The organism is Pseudonocardia sp. ICBG601 (genome assembly GCF_020496245.1).
The window spans coordinates 1-19,579 of sequence record NZ_JAHLJA010000055.1 but is presented as its reverse complement, the minus strand read 5'-3'; the positions used below and the strand labels follow the sequence as shown (position 1 = coordinate 19,579).

5 protein-coding genes and 8 pseudogenes are annotated in these 19,579 nt (G+C 77.3%); all 13 read left to right on the top strand.

The window, feature by feature from the left end; genetic code table 11:
* Positions 1–215: 215 nt before the first annotated feature.
* Positions 216–2,267: pseudogene (locus tag KPL57_RS17960) on the top strand (AMP-binding protein); the annotation flags it as partial.
* A gap of 131 nt (positions 2,268–2,398) precedes the next feature.
* Positions 2,399–7,870 (top strand): SDR family NAD(P)-dependent oxidoreductase, encoded by a 5,472-nt coding sequence (locus tag KPL57_RS17955; protein ID WP_226352490.1) that lies wholly within the window; start codon positions 2,399–2,401, stop codon positions 7,868–7,870.
* A 141-nt stretch (positions 7,871–8,011) separates the two neighbouring features.
* Positions 8,012–11,234 (top strand): annotated as a pseudogene (locus KPL57_RS17950) (type I polyketide synthase); the annotation flags it as partial.
* Positions 11,235–11,409: 175 nt separating this feature from the next.
* Positions 11,410–11,736, top strand: a pseudogene (locus KPL57_RS72280) (hypothetical protein); the annotation flags it as partial.
* A gap of 140 nt (positions 11,737–11,876) precedes the next feature.
* Positions 11,877–13,617: pseudogene (locus KPL57_RS66760) on the top strand (type I polyketide synthase); the annotation flags it as partial.
* A gap of 33 nt (positions 13,618–13,650) precedes the next feature.
* On the top strand, positions 13,651–13,944 hold the full coding sequence (locus tag KPL57_RS72275; protein ID WP_374203741.1) for a hypothetical protein: 294 nt from the start codon (positions 13,651–13,653) through the stop codon (positions 13,942–13,944).
* Positions 13,890–15,197, top strand: a pseudogene (locus tag KPL57_RS66745) (acyltransferase domain-containing protein); the annotation flags it as partial. The gene KPL57_RS72275 and the pseudogene KPL57_RS66745, both read left to right, overlap by 55 nt.
* 113 nt (positions 15,198–15,310) lie before the next feature.
* Positions 15,311–16,393, top strand: coding sequence for a polyketide synthase dehydratase domain-containing protein (locus KPL57_RS69860; RefSeq protein WP_308252921.1), 1,083 nt, complete (start codon positions 15,311–15,313; stop codon positions 16,391–16,393).
* Positions 16,308–17,306 (top strand): hypothetical protein, encoded by a 999-nt coding sequence (locus KPL57_RS66740; RefSeq protein WP_374203739.1) that lies wholly within the window; start codon positions 16,308–16,310, stop codon positions 17,304–17,306. Before KPL57_RS69860 ends, KPL57_RS66740 begins: the two co-directional genes overlap by 86 nt.
* Positions 17,234–17,535 (top strand): annotated as a pseudogene (locus tag KPL57_RS66735) (KR domain-containing protein); the annotation flags it as partial. The gene KPL57_RS66740 and the pseudogene KPL57_RS66735, both read left to right, overlap by 73 nt.
* A 53-nt stretch (positions 17,536–17,588) precedes the next feature.
* Positions 17,589–17,981: pseudogene (locus KPL57_RS66730) on the top strand (hypothetical protein); the annotation flags it as partial.
* Positions 17,982–18,045: 64 nt separating this feature from the next.
* A pseudogene (locus KPL57_RS72270) lies at positions 18,046–19,048 on the top strand (beta-ketoacyl synthase N-terminal-like domain-containing protein); the annotation flags it as partial.
* A gap of 70 nt (positions 19,049–19,118) precedes the next feature.
* Positions 19,119–19,579, top strand: a 461-nt coding sequence (locus tag KPL57_RS17895) for a ketoacyl-synthetase C-terminal extension domain-containing protein (protein ID WP_308252920.1), incomplete at its 3' end; no start/stop codon positions are given.

Below are 19,579 nucleotides of genomic sequence, written 5' to 3'. Positions count from 1 at the left end.
GTCGAATCCCGGAGACATCTCAGCGACATCGCGGCGGAATCGTGCGGTCGTCGCTCGTCCCGACGGTAGGTCCGATCCCGTGGCGTCGATCCGGCCGGACACGTCACAGGGGGGTTCCAGGGGGTGGGCAGGGGGTGGGGAATCCGTTCAGGACTGAGGATTCGCCGGTCCCGTCGCACCTACCGTCACGCCGGATCTCGACCCAGGGAGACGGCATGTTGCGCACAGAGCTGATCCGGCCGCTGCACGAGCTGGTCGCCGGGCACGCCTCGGAGCGGGGCGACACGGTTGCCTTCGCCGACCGGGTCCGGTCGGTGACCTACGCCGAGCTGCACGCGCGCACGGGCCGGCTCGCCGGGCACCTGGCGGCCCTGCGACTGCATCCCGGCGACCGGGCGGTGATCCTGCAGGGCAACGCGGTCGAGGTGGTCGAGAGCTATCTGGCGGTGCTGCGCGCGTCCGGCGTCGCGGTGCCCTGCAACCCGGCCGGGTCCGCCGACGAGCTCGCGCACGTCCTCGACGACAGCGGGGCCCGGGTCGTGCTCACCGACCCGGCCCACCTGGAGCAGGTGCTCGGCCTGCTGCCCGGTCGGTCCTCGGTGACGGTGCTCGTGACCGGGGACGGGCCGTTGCCGCGGGGGGTCCACGGCTACGAGCGCCTCGCCCGGACCGAGCCCCCGCAGCCCGCCCGCGACGACCAGGACCTCGACGACGTCGCGTTCATGCTCTACACCTCGGGCACCACCGGCAGCCCCAAGGGCGTGCTGTCCACCCAGCGCAGCTGCCTGTGGTCGGTGGCGGCCTGCTACGCGCCGATCGTCGGGCTGGCCGCGGGGACCGGGTGCTCTGGCCGCTCCCGCTGCACCACAGCCTCGCCCACGTGCTGTGCGTGGTCGGGGGTGACCGCGGTCGGCGCGACGGCCCGGCTGATGGCGGCCTTCGACCCGCACGACGTCCTCGCCGAGCTGCGCGCGGGCTCCTACACTTTCCTGGCCGGGGTCCCCGCGATGTACCACCGGCTCGTCGCCGAGGCCCGCGCCGCGGGCGGGGTGCCGAACGGCCTCACCCGGGCCCTCACCGCGGGCTCCATCTGCCCCGGCCCGCTGCGGACCGCGTTCGAGCAGACCTTCGGGGCCCCGCTGCTCGACGGCTACGGCAGCACGGAGACCTGCGGTCTGATGGCGGTCAACTGGCCGACCGGGGCCACCGTCGACGGGTCGTGCGGGCTGCCGGTGCCCGGCATCGCACTGCGCCTGGTCGGCGACGACGGCCGTGACGTCGACGCCGGCGCGGAGGGTGAGGTGTGGGTCCGCGGACCGAACCTCATGGTCGGCTACCACGGCCGCCCGGACGCGACCGCCGAGGCGATGCCCGGCGGCTGGTACCGGACCGGTGACCTGGGCCGGTTCGACGAGGCCGGGTACCTCACCATCACCGGCCGCACCCGCGAGCTGATCATCCGCAGTGGTGAGAACGTGCACCCCGCCGAGATCGAGGACGTGCTGCTCGGCGTGCCGGGCGTGGCCGACGCCGCCGTCACCGGCCGCCCGCACGAGGTGCAGGGCGAGGTCCCCGTCGCGTTCGTCGTCGCCGGACCCGGTGGTGTCGACCCCGACGCCGCCCTCGCCGCGTGCCGGGAGCGGCTGGCGGCGTTCAAGGTGCCCGAGGAGCTGTTCGAGATCGACCGGGTGCCGCGCACCTCGTCGGGCAAGATCACCCGGCACCTGCTGCTCGACGGCCCGGCCCGGCTGCGCGCCACCGCGGGCGGCCGGCACCGCACGGTGCTGCGGACGTCGTGGACGCCGTTGCCGTCCACCCGCACCGGGGTGCGCGAGCTGCCGCGCCGCTGGTCGGCAGCCGGCGGGGCGCCGGCCGACCTGCACGGCATCGCCGGGGTGCTCGACGCGCTCGGCGTCGACCGCGACGCCGAGGACCCGGAGATCACCGTGCTGGCCGCCGTCGTGCCCCCGGCGGGTGGTCGTGGCGTTCCCGACGCGGCGTCCGTGGCGACGGCGACCCGCGACGCCGACGCGCGTTGCCGTGCACTGCTCGCCGGTCCCGGCCGGGTCGTGGCCGTGACCGTCGGCGCGGTCGACCCCGGCGGTGACCCGGGTGTCCCCGACCCGGCGGCCGCCGCCGTGTGGGGCGGGCTGGCCGCGCTGCAGGCCGAGTACCCCGACCGGCTCGTCCTGCTCGACACCGACGGCACGCCCGCCTCGGCCGACGCGCTCGCCCTGGCCGTCGGCACCGACGAGCCGCGGCTGGCGCTGCGCGAGGGGTCGCCCTGGTCCCGCGGCTGGCCCCGGCCGGCCCGCCCGACGGTGGCACGGCGGCCCCCGCCCCCGACCCGTGAGGCGCGGTCGCCGTCGCCGGGGCACCCGGCCCGCGCACCGCGGCGCTGGTCCGTCACCTGGTCCGCGGCCACCGCCTCGGCCAGGTCCTGCTGTGCGGGCCCGGCGGGCTCGGCGACCCCGCGATCGCCCGGCTCGCCGGGGAGCTGGACGACCTCGGCGCGGCCTGCGCGGTGCACGACACCGACCCGGCCGACCCCGACGCGCTCGCCGCCGCCCTGGCGTCCGCACCGCGGCCGGTGACCGTGCTGGTGCACGCCGACGGCGAACGGGGTGCCGAGCTCGACGCGGTGCTGGCGGGCGCGCTGCACTGCGACCGTGCCTCCCGGTCGGCCGCGCGGGCGCCGGCGCTGGTCCTCACCGGGACCGTGCGGGGTGCGCTCGGTTCGGCCGGGTGCGGCGCGGAGTCGGCGGCCGCGGCGTTCCTGTCCGCGCTCGCCGCGGCCCGGGTCCGCGACGGTCTCGGCGGCTGCGTCCTGGCCTGGGGCGACCCGGAGCCGGAGGTGCCGCCGGCGGCCGGGGTGGGCGCCGTCGCGGTCGAGGAGGTCGCCGCCGCGGCCGACGTGGCGTTGCCCGCCCGCGCCGACGCCGTCGTCGTCCGGCTGGAGGCGACCGGAACGGGAACACCCGGGCCGGTCCCGGTGCTGTTGCGCGGCCTGCTCGAGACCGTCGGGGCCGCGGGCCCCTCGGACCCGGTGCGCGACGCCCTGCGCGCACGGGTGGAACCGCTGGACGAGGCCGGGCGCACCGCGGCGTTCACCGCGATCGTGCGCACGGCGCTGGCCGGGACGCTGGGCGTCGACGTGCCGGCGTCACGGGACGGGCGCGCGTTCCGCGAGGCCGGCCTGAACTCGGTGGGTGCGGTGCAGCTGCGCAACCGGCTGGCCGCGGCCACCGGGCTGGAGCTGTCCGCGGCGGTCGCCTTCGACCACCCGACCCCGGCGGCGCTGGCAGCGTTCCTGCGGGCCGGGGTCCTGGGCGAGACGGCGCCGTCACGGCGTGCGCTCCCGGTGCGGCCGCCGTCGGACGACGACCCGGTGGTGCTGGTCGGGACGGCCTGCCGGTACCCGGGTGGGATCGCCTCGCCGGAGGACCTGTGGCGGGTCCTCGACGCCGGCGGGCACGTGATGGGCCCGTTCCCGGACGACCGGGGCTGGGACCTCGCCGCGCTGGCCGGTGGGGCGAGCGCGACCCGGGAGGGCGGGTTCCTGTCCGGCGCCGCCGACTTCGATGCCGCCTTCTTCGGCATCTCGCCGCGGGAGGCGCTGGCCAGCGATCCCCAGCAGCGGCTGCTCCTCGAGAGCGCCTGGGAGCTGTTCGAACGTGCCGGGATCGCCCCGGACTCGCTGCACGGCACCCGGACCGGTGTGTTCGCCGGGGTGATGTACCACGACTACGGCAGCGGGCACGCCGGTCCGCCGCAGGGCACCGAGGCGCACTGGGGCGTCGGTACGGCGGGCAGTGTCGTCTCCGGCCGGATCGCCTACCAGCTCGGGCTGGAGGGGCCGGCGATCACGGTGGACACGGCGTGCTCGTCGTCGCTGGTGGCGCTGCACCTCGCGGCGCAGAGCCTGCGGGCGGGGGAGTGCGACCTGGCCGTCGCGGGCGGCGTCACCGTGATGGCGACGCCGGGCAGCTTCGTCGAGTTCACCCGCCAGGGCGGGCTCGCCCCGGACGGGCGGTGCAAGCCGTTCGCCGAGGCCGCGGACGGCACCGCGTGGTCGGAGGGGGTCGGGCTGCTGCTGCTGGAGCGGCAGTCCGACGCCCTCCGCAACGGCCACGAGGTCCTCGCGGTGCTGCGGGGGTCCGCGGTGAACTCCGACGGCGCGTCCAACGGGCTGACCGCCCCGAACGGGCCGTCCCAACAGCGGGTGATCGACGCGGCGCTGGCCGCCGCCGGGCTCGGCCCGGACGACGTCGACGTCGTGCAGGCCCACGGCACCGGCACCACGCTGGGGGACCCGATCGAGGCCGAGGCGCTGCGCGTCGCCTACGGCGACCGGTCGGAGGAGCTGCTGCTGGGCTCGGTCAAGGCGAACCTGGGCCACACCCAGGCCGCCGCCGGGGCCGCCGGGGTGATCGCGATGGTGCAGGCGATGCGGCACGGGGTCGTGCCCGCGACCCCCGGGGTGGACGCGCCGTCGTCCGCGGTGGACTGGGCGGCCGGGCCGGTGCGGCTGGTGACCGCCACCGAGAAGTGGCCGGACCGCGACCGTCCGCGCCGGGCCGCGGTGTCGGCGTTCGGGATCAGCGGTACGAACGCCCACGTCGTGCTGGAGCAGGCCCCCGACAGCGGGACCGGCCCGGCGCGGGAGCCGGCGGGCACGGAGGCGTGGTTCGTCTCGGCCGCCACCCCCGAGGCGCTCGACGCCCACGTCGCCCGGATCACGGCGGTGGCAGGCGGGCTCCCGCGCGGCGACGTCGCGCACGCGCTGGTGCACGGCCGGTCCCGGTTCGAGCACCGCGCGGTGCTGCTCGCCACCGACTCCGGGGTGCGTGAGGTCGCGCGTGGGCGGGCCGTGCCGCGGCGGGTCGCGGTGCTGTTCTCCGGCCAGGGCACCCAGCGTCCGGGGATGGGGCGGGAGCTGTACGGGCGCTTCCCCGCCTTCGCCGAGGCGTTCGCCGAGGTGCTGGGCCACCTCCGCCCGGGGCTGCGCGACATCGTGTGGGGCGACGACGCCGAGCGGCTCGCCCGTACCGGCACCGCCCAGCCCGCCCTGTTCGCGTTCCACGTCGCGGCGGCCGCGCTGCTGCGGTCGTGGGGGGTGACACCGGCGCTGACCGGCGGACACTCGATCGGCGCGCTCGCTGCGGCGCACCTGGCCGGGGTGCTGGACCTGGCCTCGGCCGCCCGGCTGGTCACCGCACGCGGCGAGCTGATGGAGGCACTGCCCGGCGGCGGAGCGATGGTCGCGGTGGAGGCGGGCGAGGACGAGGTCGCCGCCCACCTGGGACCGGAGGTGGCGCTGGCCGCGGTGAACGGCCCGTCGGCCGTCGTGCTGTCCGGGGCCGCCGACGCCGTCGACGCGGTCGCGGCGTCGTTCTCCGCCCGCGGCCGCAGGACTGGCCGTTTCCCGGTCTCCCATGCGTTCCACTCGCACCTGATGGAACCGATCAGCGTGCCGCTCCGCGAGGTGCTCGACGGGCTCGACCTGACGCCTGTGCGGATCCCGGTCCTGTCCGACGTGACCGGTACGGTCGTCGACCCGGCGGCGCCCGCCGACCCGGACTACTGGGTCCGGCACGCCCGCGGCACGGTGCGGTTCGCCGGCCTGGTGGCGGCCGCGGCCCGGGCCGGGGTGGACACCGTCGTGGAGCTCGGCCCGGACGCCACACTGTCCGGTCTGGTGCCCGACGCGCTGCCCGTGCCCGGCGACGTGCTGGTCACCCCGCTGTGCCGGGACGGCCGGTCCGAGGTGGACACCGCCCTGACCGCGGCGGCCCGGCTGCACGTCGCGGGCGTCGCGGTGCGCCCCGCGGCGCTGGTGCCGGGGTCCGGGGCGCCGGTGCCGGAGCTGCCGACCTACCCGTTCGACCGTCGCCGGTTCTGGCCCGAACCGCAGGCCGGCCGGGCGGGCGGGGTCCCCGAGGTCCCTGCGCTGTGCGAGGAGTGGGTACCGCTGCAGAACCCGCCGTCGGTCCCGGAGCGGGTCCTGGTGGTCGTCGACGGCGGGCGTCCGGCCGCCGCCCTGACCGGGGTGGGCGCGCCGGTCGGGTTCCTGGACGCGACCGGTCTCGACCGCGCCGCGCTGGCCGCGGCGTTGGTGGACGCCGCGACCGACCCGCCGGACGTCGTGCTGTCGCTGCCCGTCGGGGACACGGCCGACACGGCAGGCGGGGAGGTCCCCGCCTCGCTGCTGCGCCGGGTGACCCTGGCCGGTGCGCTCGCCGACGCCGGGGTGCCCGCCCCGCTGTGGTGCGCGACGACCGGGGCCGTACCGGTGGGGACCGGGGAGGACACCGGGCGGGATACCGCGGTCGTGAACCCGGAGCAGTGCGCCGTCTGGGGGTGGGGTCGTTCGGCCGCACTGGAGGACCGACTGTCCTGGGGCGGCCTGGTCGACCTGCCCGCCGAGCCCGGTCCGGCGACGGTCGCGGCACTCGGCTCCGTCCTGACCGGCGCGTCCGGCGAGGACCAGGTCGCGATCCGGGACGGAGCCGCCTTCGGCAGGCGGCTGGTCCCCGCCCCGACCGGGGACCGGGCTGCTCCGGTGTTCCGCGACACCGTGCTGGTCACCGGAGGCACCGGGGGGCTCGGCGCGCACGTCGCCCGGCACGTCGTCCGCCGCGGCGCCGCACACGTGGTCCTGGCCGGCCGCCGCGGCGAGGCCGCCCCCGGCGTGGCCGCGCTGGTGGCCGAGCTGAGCGAGGCCGGGGCCCGGGTCACCGTCGCCGCCTGCGACTGCGCCGATGCCGCTGTGCTGCGGGCCGTCGTCGAGGCGGTACCGGCCGACCTGCCGCTGCGCGCGGTCGTGCACGCGGCCGGGGTCGACACCGGTGACGCTGCCGCCGCGGACCTGACCGCCGGGGGGCTCGCCGAGCTGTTCGGGCCCAAGGTCGGCGGTGCTCGCGCGCTGCGGGAGGTCACCGCCGACGCCCCGCTGGAGATGGTGGTGCTGTTCTCCTCCGCCGCCGCCACCTGGGGCGGCGCCGGGCAGGCCGGGTACGCGGCCGCGAACGCCCAGCTCGACGGCATGGCCCAGGCCTGGCGTGACACCGGTGTCCCGGTCGTGTCGCTGGCCTGGGGACCGTGGGCCGGGCAGGGGCTCGCGGGCCGCGACGGCGTCGCCGACCGGATGCGCCGTCAGGGTCTGCTGCCGCTGGACCCGCGGGCCGCGATGGCCGCGCTCGACGCCGCGCTCAGCGGCGAGCAGGCCGTGCGCACCGTCGTCGACGTCGACTGGGAGCGGTTCGCCCCCGGGTTCACCGCGGTCCGCCCGAGCCCGTTGCTGGCCGGGGTACCGGACGCGGCGCGGGCGCTCGCCCCGCCGGAGCCGACCGGCCCCGGACCGGCCGCACTGCCCGCGGTGCAACGCCCGGCGGCGGTGCTGGACCTCGTGCGCCGCGAGGTCGCGGCGGTCCTCGGCCACCCCGGCCCGGCCGACGTCGACCCGGACCGGTCGTTCCGCGACCAGGGCTTCGACTCGATGGCGGCGGTGGAGCTGCGCGACCGGCTGCGGGTCCGCACCGGGCTGCCGCTGGCCACGGCCCTGGTGTTCGACCACCCGACCCCGAAGGCGGTCACCGCCCACCTGGTCGCGGCACTCGCCCCGGCGTCGGAGCCGGACCCGTCGCCCGCGGCGGCGGTGGATCGGCTGGAGTCGGCGCTCGCGGCGGGCCTGCCCGACCCGGCCGAGCGCGCCCCGCTCGAACGTCGGCTCGCCGCGGTGCTGGACCGGCTGCGTGCCGGGGACCGGGCCTACGGCCGGGACGGCGCGCCCGCGACCGGTGGCCCCGACGACGACATCAGGACCGCCGACGTCGACGACCTGCTCGACATCATCGACGCCCAACTCTGACCCGGGCCCGACCCCATCCCGGCGACCGGCAGGAATCGAGGAGCAGCAGTGCAGGACGAGCAGCAGGACAAGGTCGTCGACCGGCTCCGGCGGGTCGCCGTGGATCTGCGCCGCACCCGCGAGCGGGTGGCGGAGCTGGAGGCGCAGCGCACCGAGCCGCTCGCGATCGTCGGGACCGGCTGCCGGTTCCCCGGTGGTGTCTCCTCCCCGCAGGAGCTGTGGGAGCTGGTCGCCTCCGGCACCGACGCCACCTCGGCGTTCCCCACCGACCGAGGCTGGGACCTGGGCGCGCCGGAGCTCGACGGGGTCTCGACCCGCGGCGGCTTCCTGGACGACGTCGCCGGTTTCGACGCGGCCCTGTTCGGCATCTCGCCCCGCGAGGCCCTGGGCATGGACCCGCAGCAGCGGCTGCTGCTGGAGGTCACCTGGGAGGCGTGGGAGCGGGCCGGCCTGGACCCCGTCGGGCTGCGCGGCACCGCCACCGGGGTGTTCGTCGGCACGAACGGGCAGGACTACGCCGCGTTGCTCGGTGACGACGAGGGGCACGCCGACACCGGACTGGTGGCCAGCGTCCTGTCCGGCCGGCTGTCCTACACCTTCGGGCTGGAGGGGCCGGCCGTCACTGTCGACACGGCGTGCTCGTCGTCGCTGGTGGCGTTGCACCTGGCCGCGCAGGCGCTGCGTGCGGGGGAGTGCGATCTCGCCGTCGCCGGCGGTGTCACGGTCCTGTCGACCCCGCACGCGTTCGCCGAGTTCGCCCGTCAGGGCGGCCTGTCCTCCGACGGCCGGTGCAAGGCGTTCTCCGACGACGCCGACGGCGTGGCCTGGTCCGAGGGCGTCGGCATGATCGTGCTGGAGCGGCTGTCGGACGCCCGACGCCTCGGACACGACGTGCTGGCCGTGGTGCGCGGGTCGGCGGTGAACCAGGACGGTGCGTCGAACGGGTTGACCGCGCCGAACGGCCCGTCGCAGCGGCGGGTGATCCGCTCCGCGCTGGCCGCGGCCGGGCTGGGCCCGGGCGAGGTCGACGTGGTCGAGGCGCATGGCACCGGCACCGCGCTGGGCGACCCGATCGAGGCCCAGGCGCTGCTGGACACCTACGGCGCCCCCGGCCGCGAGACCCCGCTGCTGCTGGGGTCGGTGAAGTCGAACATCGGGCACACCCAGGCCGCCGCCGGCGTGGCCGGGGTGATCAAGATGATCGAGGCGATGCGCCGGGGGATCGTGCCCGCGACCCTGCACGCGGGCACCCCGTCGTCGCACGTCGACTGGTCGGCGGGCGCCGTCACGCTGGTGTCGGAGGAGACCGCCTGGCCCCAGACCGGTCACGCCCGCCGGTCCGCGGTGTCGTCGTTCGGGGTGTCCGGGACGAACGCGCACGTCGTCCTGGAACTCCCCGAGCCCGAGCCCGCTGCCGAGCCGGTGCCGGTGGCGGCACCGCCCGCGACCGCGGCGTGGCCGGTGTCCGCGCGCACCGCGGCCGCGCTCGACGGGCAGGTCGCCCGGATGTCGGTGCTGGACGACACGCGTCCGGTGGACGTGGCGTTCTCCTTGTCGACGACGCGTGCGGTGTTCGACCAGCGTGCGGTGTTGTTGCACGACGGGACGGGTCCGTCGGAGGTCGCGCGGGGCGCCGTCGTGCCGGGTGGCACCGCGGTGGTGTTCTCGGGTCAGGGGTCGCAGCGCCCTGGGGCCGGTCGTGGTCTGTATGAGGCGTTCCCGGTGTTCGCGGAGGCGTTCGACGCGGTGCTGGCTGCGCTGGCCGATGCGGACCCGGCGCTGGCGGATCTGGGTGCGGTGGCGTTCTCCGAGGATCCGGCTGCTCTGGATGCGACGGGTGTTGCCCAGCCGGCGTTGTTCGCCCTGCAGGTGGCGCAGTTCCGGCTGTTGGAGTCGTGGGGGGTTCGTCCGGATCGGCTGGCGGGGCATTCGGTGGGGGAGATCGCGGCTGCGCATGTGGCCGGTGTGTTGTCCCTCGGGGATGCTGCGGCGCTGGTGGCGGCGCGGGCGCGTCTGATGCAGGGGTTGCCGTCGGGTGGGGTGATGGTGGCGGTGCAGGCCTCGGAGGCGGAGGTCGTCCCGCTGCTGACTGGTGGGGTGTCTCTGGCGGCGGTGAATGGTCCGTCGTCGGTGGTGCTGTCGGGTGTGGAGGCCGAAGTCGTTGCGGTGGCGGAGGGGTTCCGTCACAAGAGGTTGAACACTTCGCATGCTTTCCACTCGGTGTTGATGGAGCCGGTGTTGGAGGAGTTCCGGGCTGTCGTGGGTGGGCTGTCCTTCGTCGAGCCTGGGCTGCCGGTGGAGGTGGCCGGTGTGGTCACCGATCCGGAGTTCTGGGTCGCTCATGTGCGGGACACGGTGCGGTTCGCCGATCGGGTTGCTGCGTTGTCCGAGGCGGGTGTGGTCCGGTTCGTGGAGGTGGCCCGAGGACACGACCGCACTGACGGCGCTGGCCCGGGTGTGGGTGTCCGGTGGTGCGGTCGACTGGGCGGCGACCGCGCCCGGTGGGCGGCGAACCGCGCTGCCCACCTACCCCTTCGACCGCACCCCCTACTGGCCCACCCCTACCCCCGCCACCACCGCAGGCCACGACGCCACCGGCCACCCCCTGCTCACCGCCGCCGTCCACACCCCCGACGGCGGACTGCTGCTCACCGGACGACTCACCCGCCACACCCACCCCTGGCTCGCCGACCACACCGTCCTCGGCAGCACACTGCTGCCCGGAACCGGGTTCGTCGAACTCGCGCTGCGCGCCGGCGAGGCGGCCGGGTGCCCGCACCTGCACGAGCTCACCCTCGCCGCCCCTCTCGTCGTCCCCGACCACGGCGCGGTCACTCTGCAGGTCACCGTCGGTGCCCCCGGCGACGACGACCGCCGCACCGTCACCGTCCACTCCCGCACCGGCGAGGACACCGGCTGGACCCGGCACACGCCGACGGCCGCCTCGCCCCCACCGGCGCCGGCACGGCACCGGCCCCCGACCTCACGACCTGGCCCCCCGCCGCACGCCGCCCCCGCCGACCTCACCGACGCCCACGACCGGCTCGCCGCCCGCGGCTTCGACTACGGCCCCGCCTTCCGCGGCCTCACCGCAGCCTGGACCACCGACGACGGCATCCACGCCGAGATCGCACTGCCCGACGGCACCGGCGCCGACCACTACGGCATCCACCCCGCACTGCTCGACACCGCCCTGCACGCCGCGATGCTGCACAACGGCGGCGACGACACCGTCGTCCCGTTCGTGTGGAACGACGTCACCCTCCACGCCACCGCGCCGCGGCCGCCCGCGCCCACCTCGTCCGCTCCGGCGACACCGAGCTGCGGCTCACCCTCACCGACACCACCGGCGCCCCGCTGCTGACCGTCGGATCCATGATCGGACGGCCCACCCACCGGCGCCGACCACACGACCGCCCGCACCCGGCCGCTGCACACGGTCACCTGGCGGACCACCACGGCCACCCCCGCCACCCGGCCCGACGTCGTGCGCTGGGAGGACCTCGACGGCCACCCCGACGCCGTCGCCCGCCCCCGTCGTGCTGTGCACCGTCGAGAGCACCCACCCCCCGCACGCCGTCGACGTGCCCGCCGCCGTCCGGGCCGCCACCACCCGGGTCCTCGACACCGTCCAGCGCTTCCTCGCCGACGACCGCTGCGCCGGCTCCCGCCTCGTCGTCGCCACCCGCGGCGCCGTCGCCGTCCACGACGGCGACGACCTCGACCTCACCACCGCCCCCGTCTGGGGACTCGTGCGTGCCGCCTCGGCCGAGAACCCCGGCCGCTTCACCCTGCTCGACCTCCCCGACGGAACCGACCAGACCACCGACCGGACCACCGACGACAGCACCGCCGCGGCCACCGCGGTCGCGGCCGGGGAACCCGAGGCCGCACTGCGCGACGGCGAGCTCCTCGTGCCCCGCCTCACCGCGCTCACCCGGCGACACCCACCCCACCCGCACTCGACCCCGACGGCACCGTCCTCGTCACCGGCGGCACCGGCGGGATCGGCGCACTCGCCGCGCGCCACCTCGTCACCGACCGCGGGGCGCGTCACCTCGTCCTGCTGTCTCGCCGCGGCCCCGACGCGCCGGGCGCCGCCGACCTCACCGACGAGCTCGCCGCGCACGGCGCGACCGTCCGCGTGCTCGCCTGCGACGTCGCCGACCGCGCCGCGCTGGCCGCCGTCGTCGACGGGCTCGACCGACCGCTCACCGCCGTCGTGCACACCGCAGGCACCGGCGACAACGGCCTGGTGGGCGCCATGACCCCCGAGCGGTTCGACACGGTCCTCGCCTCCAAGGCGGACGCCGCCTGGCACCTGCACGAGCTCACCGCCGACACCGAGCTGGCCGCGTTCGTGCTGCTCTCCTCCGCGGGCGGGCTCGTCCTGCCCGCCGGACAGGCCAACTATGCCGCCGCCAACGTCTTCCTCGACGCACTCGCCACGCACCGCGCCGCCACCGGCCGGGCCGCCACCGCCACCGCCTTCGGGTTCTGGGACGTCGGCACCGGCATGGGCTCGCACCTCACCGACACCGACCGGCGACGGATGGCCACCGCCGGGCTGCCCCCGCTGACCCGCGACGACGGCCTCGCCCTGTTCGCCGCCGCCCTCGACTCCGGCCGGGCGACCGTCGTCCCGATCGCCGTCGACCGGGCCGCGCTGCGCGGCCGCACCGGGACCGTCCCCGCCCTGCTCCGCGACCTCGCGCCCGCACCGCGCCGCTCCGCCGCCGCACCCGTCGCACCGGCCGTCCGCGGCGACCGCGCCGCGGTCCTGCAGCTGGTCCGCGAGCACGTCGCCGCCGCCCTCGGGCACGGCTCGGCGGCCGCCGTCGCCCCCGACCGTGCCTTCTCCGAGCTCGGCTTCGACTCCCTGACCGCCGTCGACCTGCGCAACCGTCTCGCCACCGCCACCGGACTCGAGCTGCCCGCCACCCTGGTCTTCGACCACCCCGACGCACACGCCGTCACGGCGCTGCTGCACCGGCGCCTCGGCGGCGACCCCGCCACCGACCCCGCCGCCGACCCGGCCACCCCGGGGCCCGCCGGCGGCCCACCCACGTCCCCGGTCACCGACGACCCGGTCGTCGTCGTCGCCACCGCCTGCCGCTACCCGGGCGGCGTCACCGGCCCGGACGAGCTCTGGCAGCTCCTCATCGACGGCACCGACACCTCCGGCGACCTGCCCACCGACCGCGGCTGGGACATCGAGAACCTCTACCACCCCGAACCCGGCGTCCCCGGCCGCAGCTACACCCGCCGCGGCAGCTTCCTGCACGACGTCGCCGCGTTCGACGCCGAGTTCTTCGGCGTCTCCCGCGCGAGGCACCCGCACTCGACCCCCAGCAGCGGCTGCTCCTCGAGACCACCTGGGAGACCCTGGAACGCGCCGGGATCGACCCGGCCACCCTGCGCGGCTCGGACACCGGCGTCTTCACCGGCGTCATGTACCACGACTACGCACTCGGCGTGGCACCCGCGGCGTCCGCGGGCGGCTCCGTCGTCTCCGGGCGGATCGCCTACACCTTCGGGTTCGAGGGCCCGGCCGTCACGGTCGACACCGCATGCTCGTCGTCGCTGGTCGCGCTGCACATGGCGGCGCAGAGCCTGCGCGCGGGGAGTGCTCCCTCGCCATCGCCGGCGGCGCCACCGTCATGGCCACCCCCGGCATGCTGATCGACTTCAGCCGGCAGCGCGGCCTCTCCCCGGACGGCCGCTGCAAGTCCTTCTCCGACGACGCCGACGGCGTCGCCTGGGGCGAGGGCGCCGGCGTCGTGCTGCTCGAACGGCTCTCCGACGCCCACCGCCACGGCCACGACGTCCTCGCCGTGCTGCGCGCCACCGCCGTGAACTCCGACGGCGCCTCCAACGGCTTCACCGCCCCCAACGGCCCCTCCCAGCAGCGCCTCATCCGCGGCGCGCTCACCTCCGCCGGCCTCACCGGCCGCGACGTCGACGTCGTCGAGGCGCACGGCACCGTACCGCGCTGGGGGACCCGATCGAGGCGCAGGCGTTGCTGGCGACCTACGGGCGGGACCGTGAGGTCCCGCTGTTGTTGGGGTCGGTGAAGTCGAACATCGGGCACACCCAGGCTGCCGCGGGTGTCGCGGGTGTGATCAAGATGGTGGAGGCGATGCGGCGGGGGACCGTGCCGGCCACCCTGCACGCCGACACCCCGTCCACCCGCGTGGACTGGACCGCCGGCTCGGTCCGCCTGGTCACCGAGACCACCACCTGGCCGGACACCGGGCGGCCGGGCCGTGCCGCGGTGTCCTCGTTCGGGATCAGCGGCACCAACGCCCACGTCGTCCTCGAGCAGGCGCCGGCCGCCGCGGCCCCGGCCACCGAGCCGCACCGCACCACCCCCGCGACGCTGCCCTGGACCCTGTCCGCACCGACCGCCGCCGGCCTGCGCGCCCAGGCCGCACGCCTGGCCGCGTTCCTCGCCGCCGACGACGCCGCACCGCTCGACCTCGCCTGGTCCACCGCGACCACCCGGGCCGCGCTGGACCACCGCGCCGTCGCCGTCACCGGCAGCGACCCCGCTGCCCACCTCGCCGCACTCGCCGCCGGGGAGACCCTCCCCGGCCTCGTGACCGGCCGCGTCCGGCACGGCTCCACCGCGTTCCTGTTCCCCGGCCAGGGCACCCGCCTGCCCGGCGCCGGGCACGAGCTCCACGCACGCTTCCCGGTGTTCCGCGACGCCGCCGACGCCGCCTGCGCGGCCCTGGGCGGCGACACCGGTGACACCGTCGCCCGCGCACTCGCCGGGGGCGTCCCGCCCGCCGACCCCACCGCCACCGGCTACACCCAGCCCGCGCTGTTCGTGCTGCAGGTCGCCCTCCACCGCCTCCTCGAGTCCTGGGGCGCGACCCCCGACCACGTCGCCGGGCACTCCGTCGGTGAGATCGCCGCCGCGCACGTCGCCGGGGTGCTCTCGCTCGACGACGCCGCCACCCTCGTCGCCGCCCGCGCCCGGCTCATGCAGGCGCTGCCCACCGGCGGCACGATGGTCGCCGTCCGCGCCACCGAGGAGCAGGCCCGCGCCCGGTGCGGCGGGAACGTCGCCGTCGCCGCGGTGAACGGCCCCACCTCGGTGGTGCTCTCCGGCCCCGAGGACGAGGTGCTCGCCGCCGCCGCGGGCCTGACACACCGCAGACTGCCGGTCTCGCACGCCTTCCACTCGCCGCTGATGACGCCGGTGCTCGACGAGCTCGGCGCCGTCGCCGCGGGCCTGCACCACAACCCCCCGCGGATTCCGCTGGTCTCCACCGTCACCGGTGCCGTCGTCGACGCGCTCACCCCCGGGCACTGGGTCGAGCACGCCCGCCGACCCGTCCGGTTCGCCGACGCCGTCGCCACCCTCGCCGCCCGCGGCGCCGTCCGCTACGCCGACCTCGGCCCGGACGGCTCGCTCGCCGGGCTCGCCGCGGAGTGCCTCGCCGGCCCCGACGCCGATGCCGCCGCCGCCGCCGACACCGACACCGACACCGACACCGACACCGACACCGACACCGACACCGACACCGACACCGACACCGACACCGGGTCGACCCGGTACCACTCGCCGTCCCGGTCCTGCGCTCCGGGCGCCCCGAGGAGACGACCGCGCTCACCGCGCTCGCCCGCCTGCACGTCGACGGCGGCACCGCCGACCTCGCCGGGCCGCTCGCCGGCACCGGCGCCCGCCGCACCGCCCTGCCCACCCACGCCTTCCGGCGCCGCCGCTACTGGACCCCGCCGCCCCGGCCCTCACCGGACCGTCGCCGACCGCGGCCGCGCCCGCCCCCCACCGCAGGCCACCCCCTGCTGCACGCCGAGCTGGTCTCCCCGCAGGACGGCTCGGTCGTCCTCGCCGGACGCGCCGACCCGGCAGTGCGGCCGTGGCTCGCCGACCACGCCGTGCAGGGCACCGTCCTGTTTCCCGGCGCCGCGTTCGTCGAGCTCGCGCTGCGCGCCGGGCGCGCCGCCGGCACCCCACGGCTGGGGGAGCTCACCCTGGCCGCGCCGCTGCCGCTGACCGGCCCCGCCGACCTGCGCGTCACCGCCGGCGCCGCCGACGGCTCCGGGCACCGGCCCGTCACCGTGCACTCCCGCGCCGCGGAGCACGACGACTGGACGCTGCACGCGACCGGGCACCTCACCCCGGCCGACCCCCGGCCCGCCGACCCCGCACGCGGCCCCTGGCCGCCGGCCGGCGCCACCCCGGTGCCGGTCGACTACGCCGCCATCGCCGCCCGCGGCTTCGGCTACGGACCCGCCTTCCGCGGCCTCACCGCAGCCTGGCGCGACGGCGACGACCTCTACGCCGATGTCGCCCTGCCGGCGGGCTCGACGGCACCGCCCACGACCTGCACCCGGCACTGCTCGACGCCGCCATGCACGTCGCCACCCTCGCCGCCGACGGCGACGGCACCCCGGTGCCGTTCGTGTGGAACCGGGTCGCGCTGCACACCACCGGCGCCACCGCCGCACGGGTGCACCTGCACCGCGGCAGCGACACCGACATGGTGCTGACCCTCAACACACCCGCCGGGGAGCCGCTGCTCACCGTCGGGTCGATGGTCGGGCGCCGCATGGAGCCCGGCCCCGCCCCGTCATCCGCAGCCCCGTCACCCACAGCCCTGTCACCCGCGCCGGTGCTGCACGAGACCATCTGGCGCCCGGCCGACGCGGCGCCGGGAGCCCCCGTCCCCGCGCTGGGGGCCCCGGCGACACCGACGCCGCGGTGCTGCTGCTCGACGTCACGGCCGGGCCGGCCGGCGAGCCCGTCCCCGCCGCGGTGCGCACCACCTGCGCCCGGGTGCTCGACGCCGTCCAGGCCTGGCTCACCGACCCGCGACGGACCGGGGCCCGGCTGGTCGTGCGCACCCACGGCGCGGTCGCCACCGCCCCCGGCGAGGACGTCGACGTCACCGCCGCCGCCGTCTGGGGGCTGGTGCGCGCGGCCCAGGCCGAGAACCCGGGCCGGCTGGCCCTCCTCGACGAACCGGCCGACCCCGGCCGATCCGGCCGACCTCGCGGACGCCGAGGATTCCGCCGCGCCCGCCGCCGCCCCCGTGCTCCCGGCCGTCGTCGTGGACGGCACCGAACCCGAGGTCGCCCGCCGCGGCGACCGGGTGCTCGTCCCGCGGCTCGCCCCCCTCACCGACGCCCCGGCTCCGACACCGCCGCGGTTCGACCCGACGGCGTCGTGCTCGTTCACCGGGGGCACCGGCGGCCTCGCGCCGTCGTCGCCCGACACCTCGCCGGCACCCGCGGTGTCCGGCACCTGATCCTCACCGGACGCCGCGGACCCGACGCGCGCCGGCGCCCGCCGAGCTCGTCGACGACCTCGCCGCGCTCGGCGCCGAGGCCCGCGTCGTCGCCTGCGACGCCGGCGACCGCGCCGCCCTCGCACACCTGCTCGACGGGCTCGACCGGCCGCTGACCGGCGTCGTGCACGCCGCCGGCGTCGGCGCCAACGGCCTCGTCGGGTCGCTCACCGCCGACGTCCTGGACACCCTGCTCGCCCCCAAGCCGACGGCGCCTGGCACCTGCACGAGCTCACCGCCGACACCGAGCTGGCCGCGTTCGTGCTGCTGTCCTCCGTCGGCGGCTCCGTCCTCGCCGCGGGACAGGCCGGCTACGCCGCCGCCAGCACCTTCCTCGACGGCCTCGCCGCGCACCGCGCCGCCACCGGGCGGGTCGCCACCGCCGTCGCCCCGTCGCTGTGGGACGTCGGCGCGGGCTTCGCCACCGCCTTCGGCGACGCCGACCGCGCCCGGATGACGGCCCGCGGACTGCCCCCGCTCGGCCACGACGAGGGCCTGGCCCTCGTCGACGCCGCCCTCGACTGCGGGCGCCCCGCCGTCGCCGCCGTCACCGTCGACCCGACGGCCGTCCGCGGCGAGCCCGCCACCCACCTGCGCGACCTCGTCGCCGCGGCCCGCACCGCGGCCGGCGGCACCGGCGACGGCGAGCAGGACCAGGCCCAGGCCGACCGCCGCGCCCGCACCGGGGAGCTGCTGCGCACCGTCCGCGAGCGGATCGCCACCGTCCTCGCCACGGCTCCGCCGCCGACATCGATCCCGAGCGCGCCTTCCGCGACCTCGGGTTCGACTCGCTCGCCGCCGTCGAGCTGCGCAACGAGCTCGCCACGGCCACCGGGTCGCCCTGCCGCCACCCTCGTGTTCGACCACCCCACCCCCGCCGCGCTCGCCCGCCACCTGCGCGACGAGCTCGACGGTCCCGACCCCGCCACCGACCCCACCACCGACCCGGCCGCGACCCCCACCGCCGGCCACCACCCACCCGGCCGACGACCCCGTCGTCGTCACCGGTCTGGCCTGCCGGTTCCCCGGCGGCGTCGAGACCCCGAGCAGTTCTGGACGCTGCTCGCCGAGGGCACCGACGCGATCGGAGCCTTCCCCACCGACCGCGGCTGGGACCTCGACACCCTGCTCGACCCGACCCCGGCAGCCCCGGCGGGTCCGCCGCCCGCGCCGGTGGCTTCCTGCACGAGGCCGGCGAGTTCGACCCCCGGCTTCTTCGGGATGAGCCCCCGCGAGGCACTGGCCACCGACAGCCAGCAGCGGATCCTGCTCGAGACCACCTGGGAGGCCCTCGAACGGGCCGGGATCGACCCACCGCGCTGCGCGGCTCCCGCACCGGTGTGTTCACCGGCCTGATGTACAACGACTACCACCAGCTGCTCGGCGCCGAGTTCGACGGCGACCACGTCACCGGCAGCTCCCCGAGCGTCGCGTCCGGCCGGATCTCCTACGTCCTCGGCTCGAGGGCCCGGCCATGACCGTCGACACCGCCTGCTCCTCGTCGCTGGTCACCCTGCACCTCGCCGCGCAGGCCCTGCGCGACGGCGAGTGCGACCTCGCCGTCGCGGGCGGCGCCACCGTCATGTCCACCCCACGGACCTTCGTCGAGTTCTCCCGGCAGGGCGCGCTGTCCCCGGACGGGCGGTGCAAGGCCTTCTCCGACGACGCCGACGGCACCGGCTGGTCCGAGGGCGCCGGCCTGCTCGTCCTCGAACGGCTCTCCTCCGCGCGCCGGCACGGACGGCGCCCGCTCGCCGTGCTCCGCGGCTCCGCCGTCAACTCCGACGGCGCCTCCAACGGCCTGACCGCCCCCCACGGACCGTCCCAGCAGCGGGTGATCGGCGCCGCGCTGCGCGCGGCGGGCCTGCAGCCGTCCGAGGTGGACGCGGTCGAGGCGCACGGCACCGGGGACCCGGCTCGGCGACCCGATCGAGGCCCAGGCGCTGCTGGCGACCTACGGGAGCGGGGACCGCGAGCACCCGCTGCTGCTCGGGTCGGTCAAGTCCAACATCGGCCACACCCAGGCCGCCGCCGGCGTCGCCGGTGTCATCAAGATGATCCTCGCCATGGACGCCGGGGTCCTGCCGCGGACCCTGCACGCGGACACCCCGTCCCGCCACGTCGACTGGACCGCCGGCGCGCTGCGGCTGCTCACCGCACCCACCCCCTGGCCCGACACCGGCCGCCCACGCCGGTCGGCGGTGTCCTCGTTCGGCGTGTCCGGCACCAACGCGCACGTCGTCCTCGAACGGCCCGAGCCCGACCCGGAACCCGAGCGCGGCGCACCGGACCGGACGCGGTCGTCCCGTGGCTGCTCACCGCCCGCTCCGCCGACGCGCTGCGCGGCCAGGCCCGCCGCCTGCTCGCCGCCCTCGACGGTCCGCTCGCC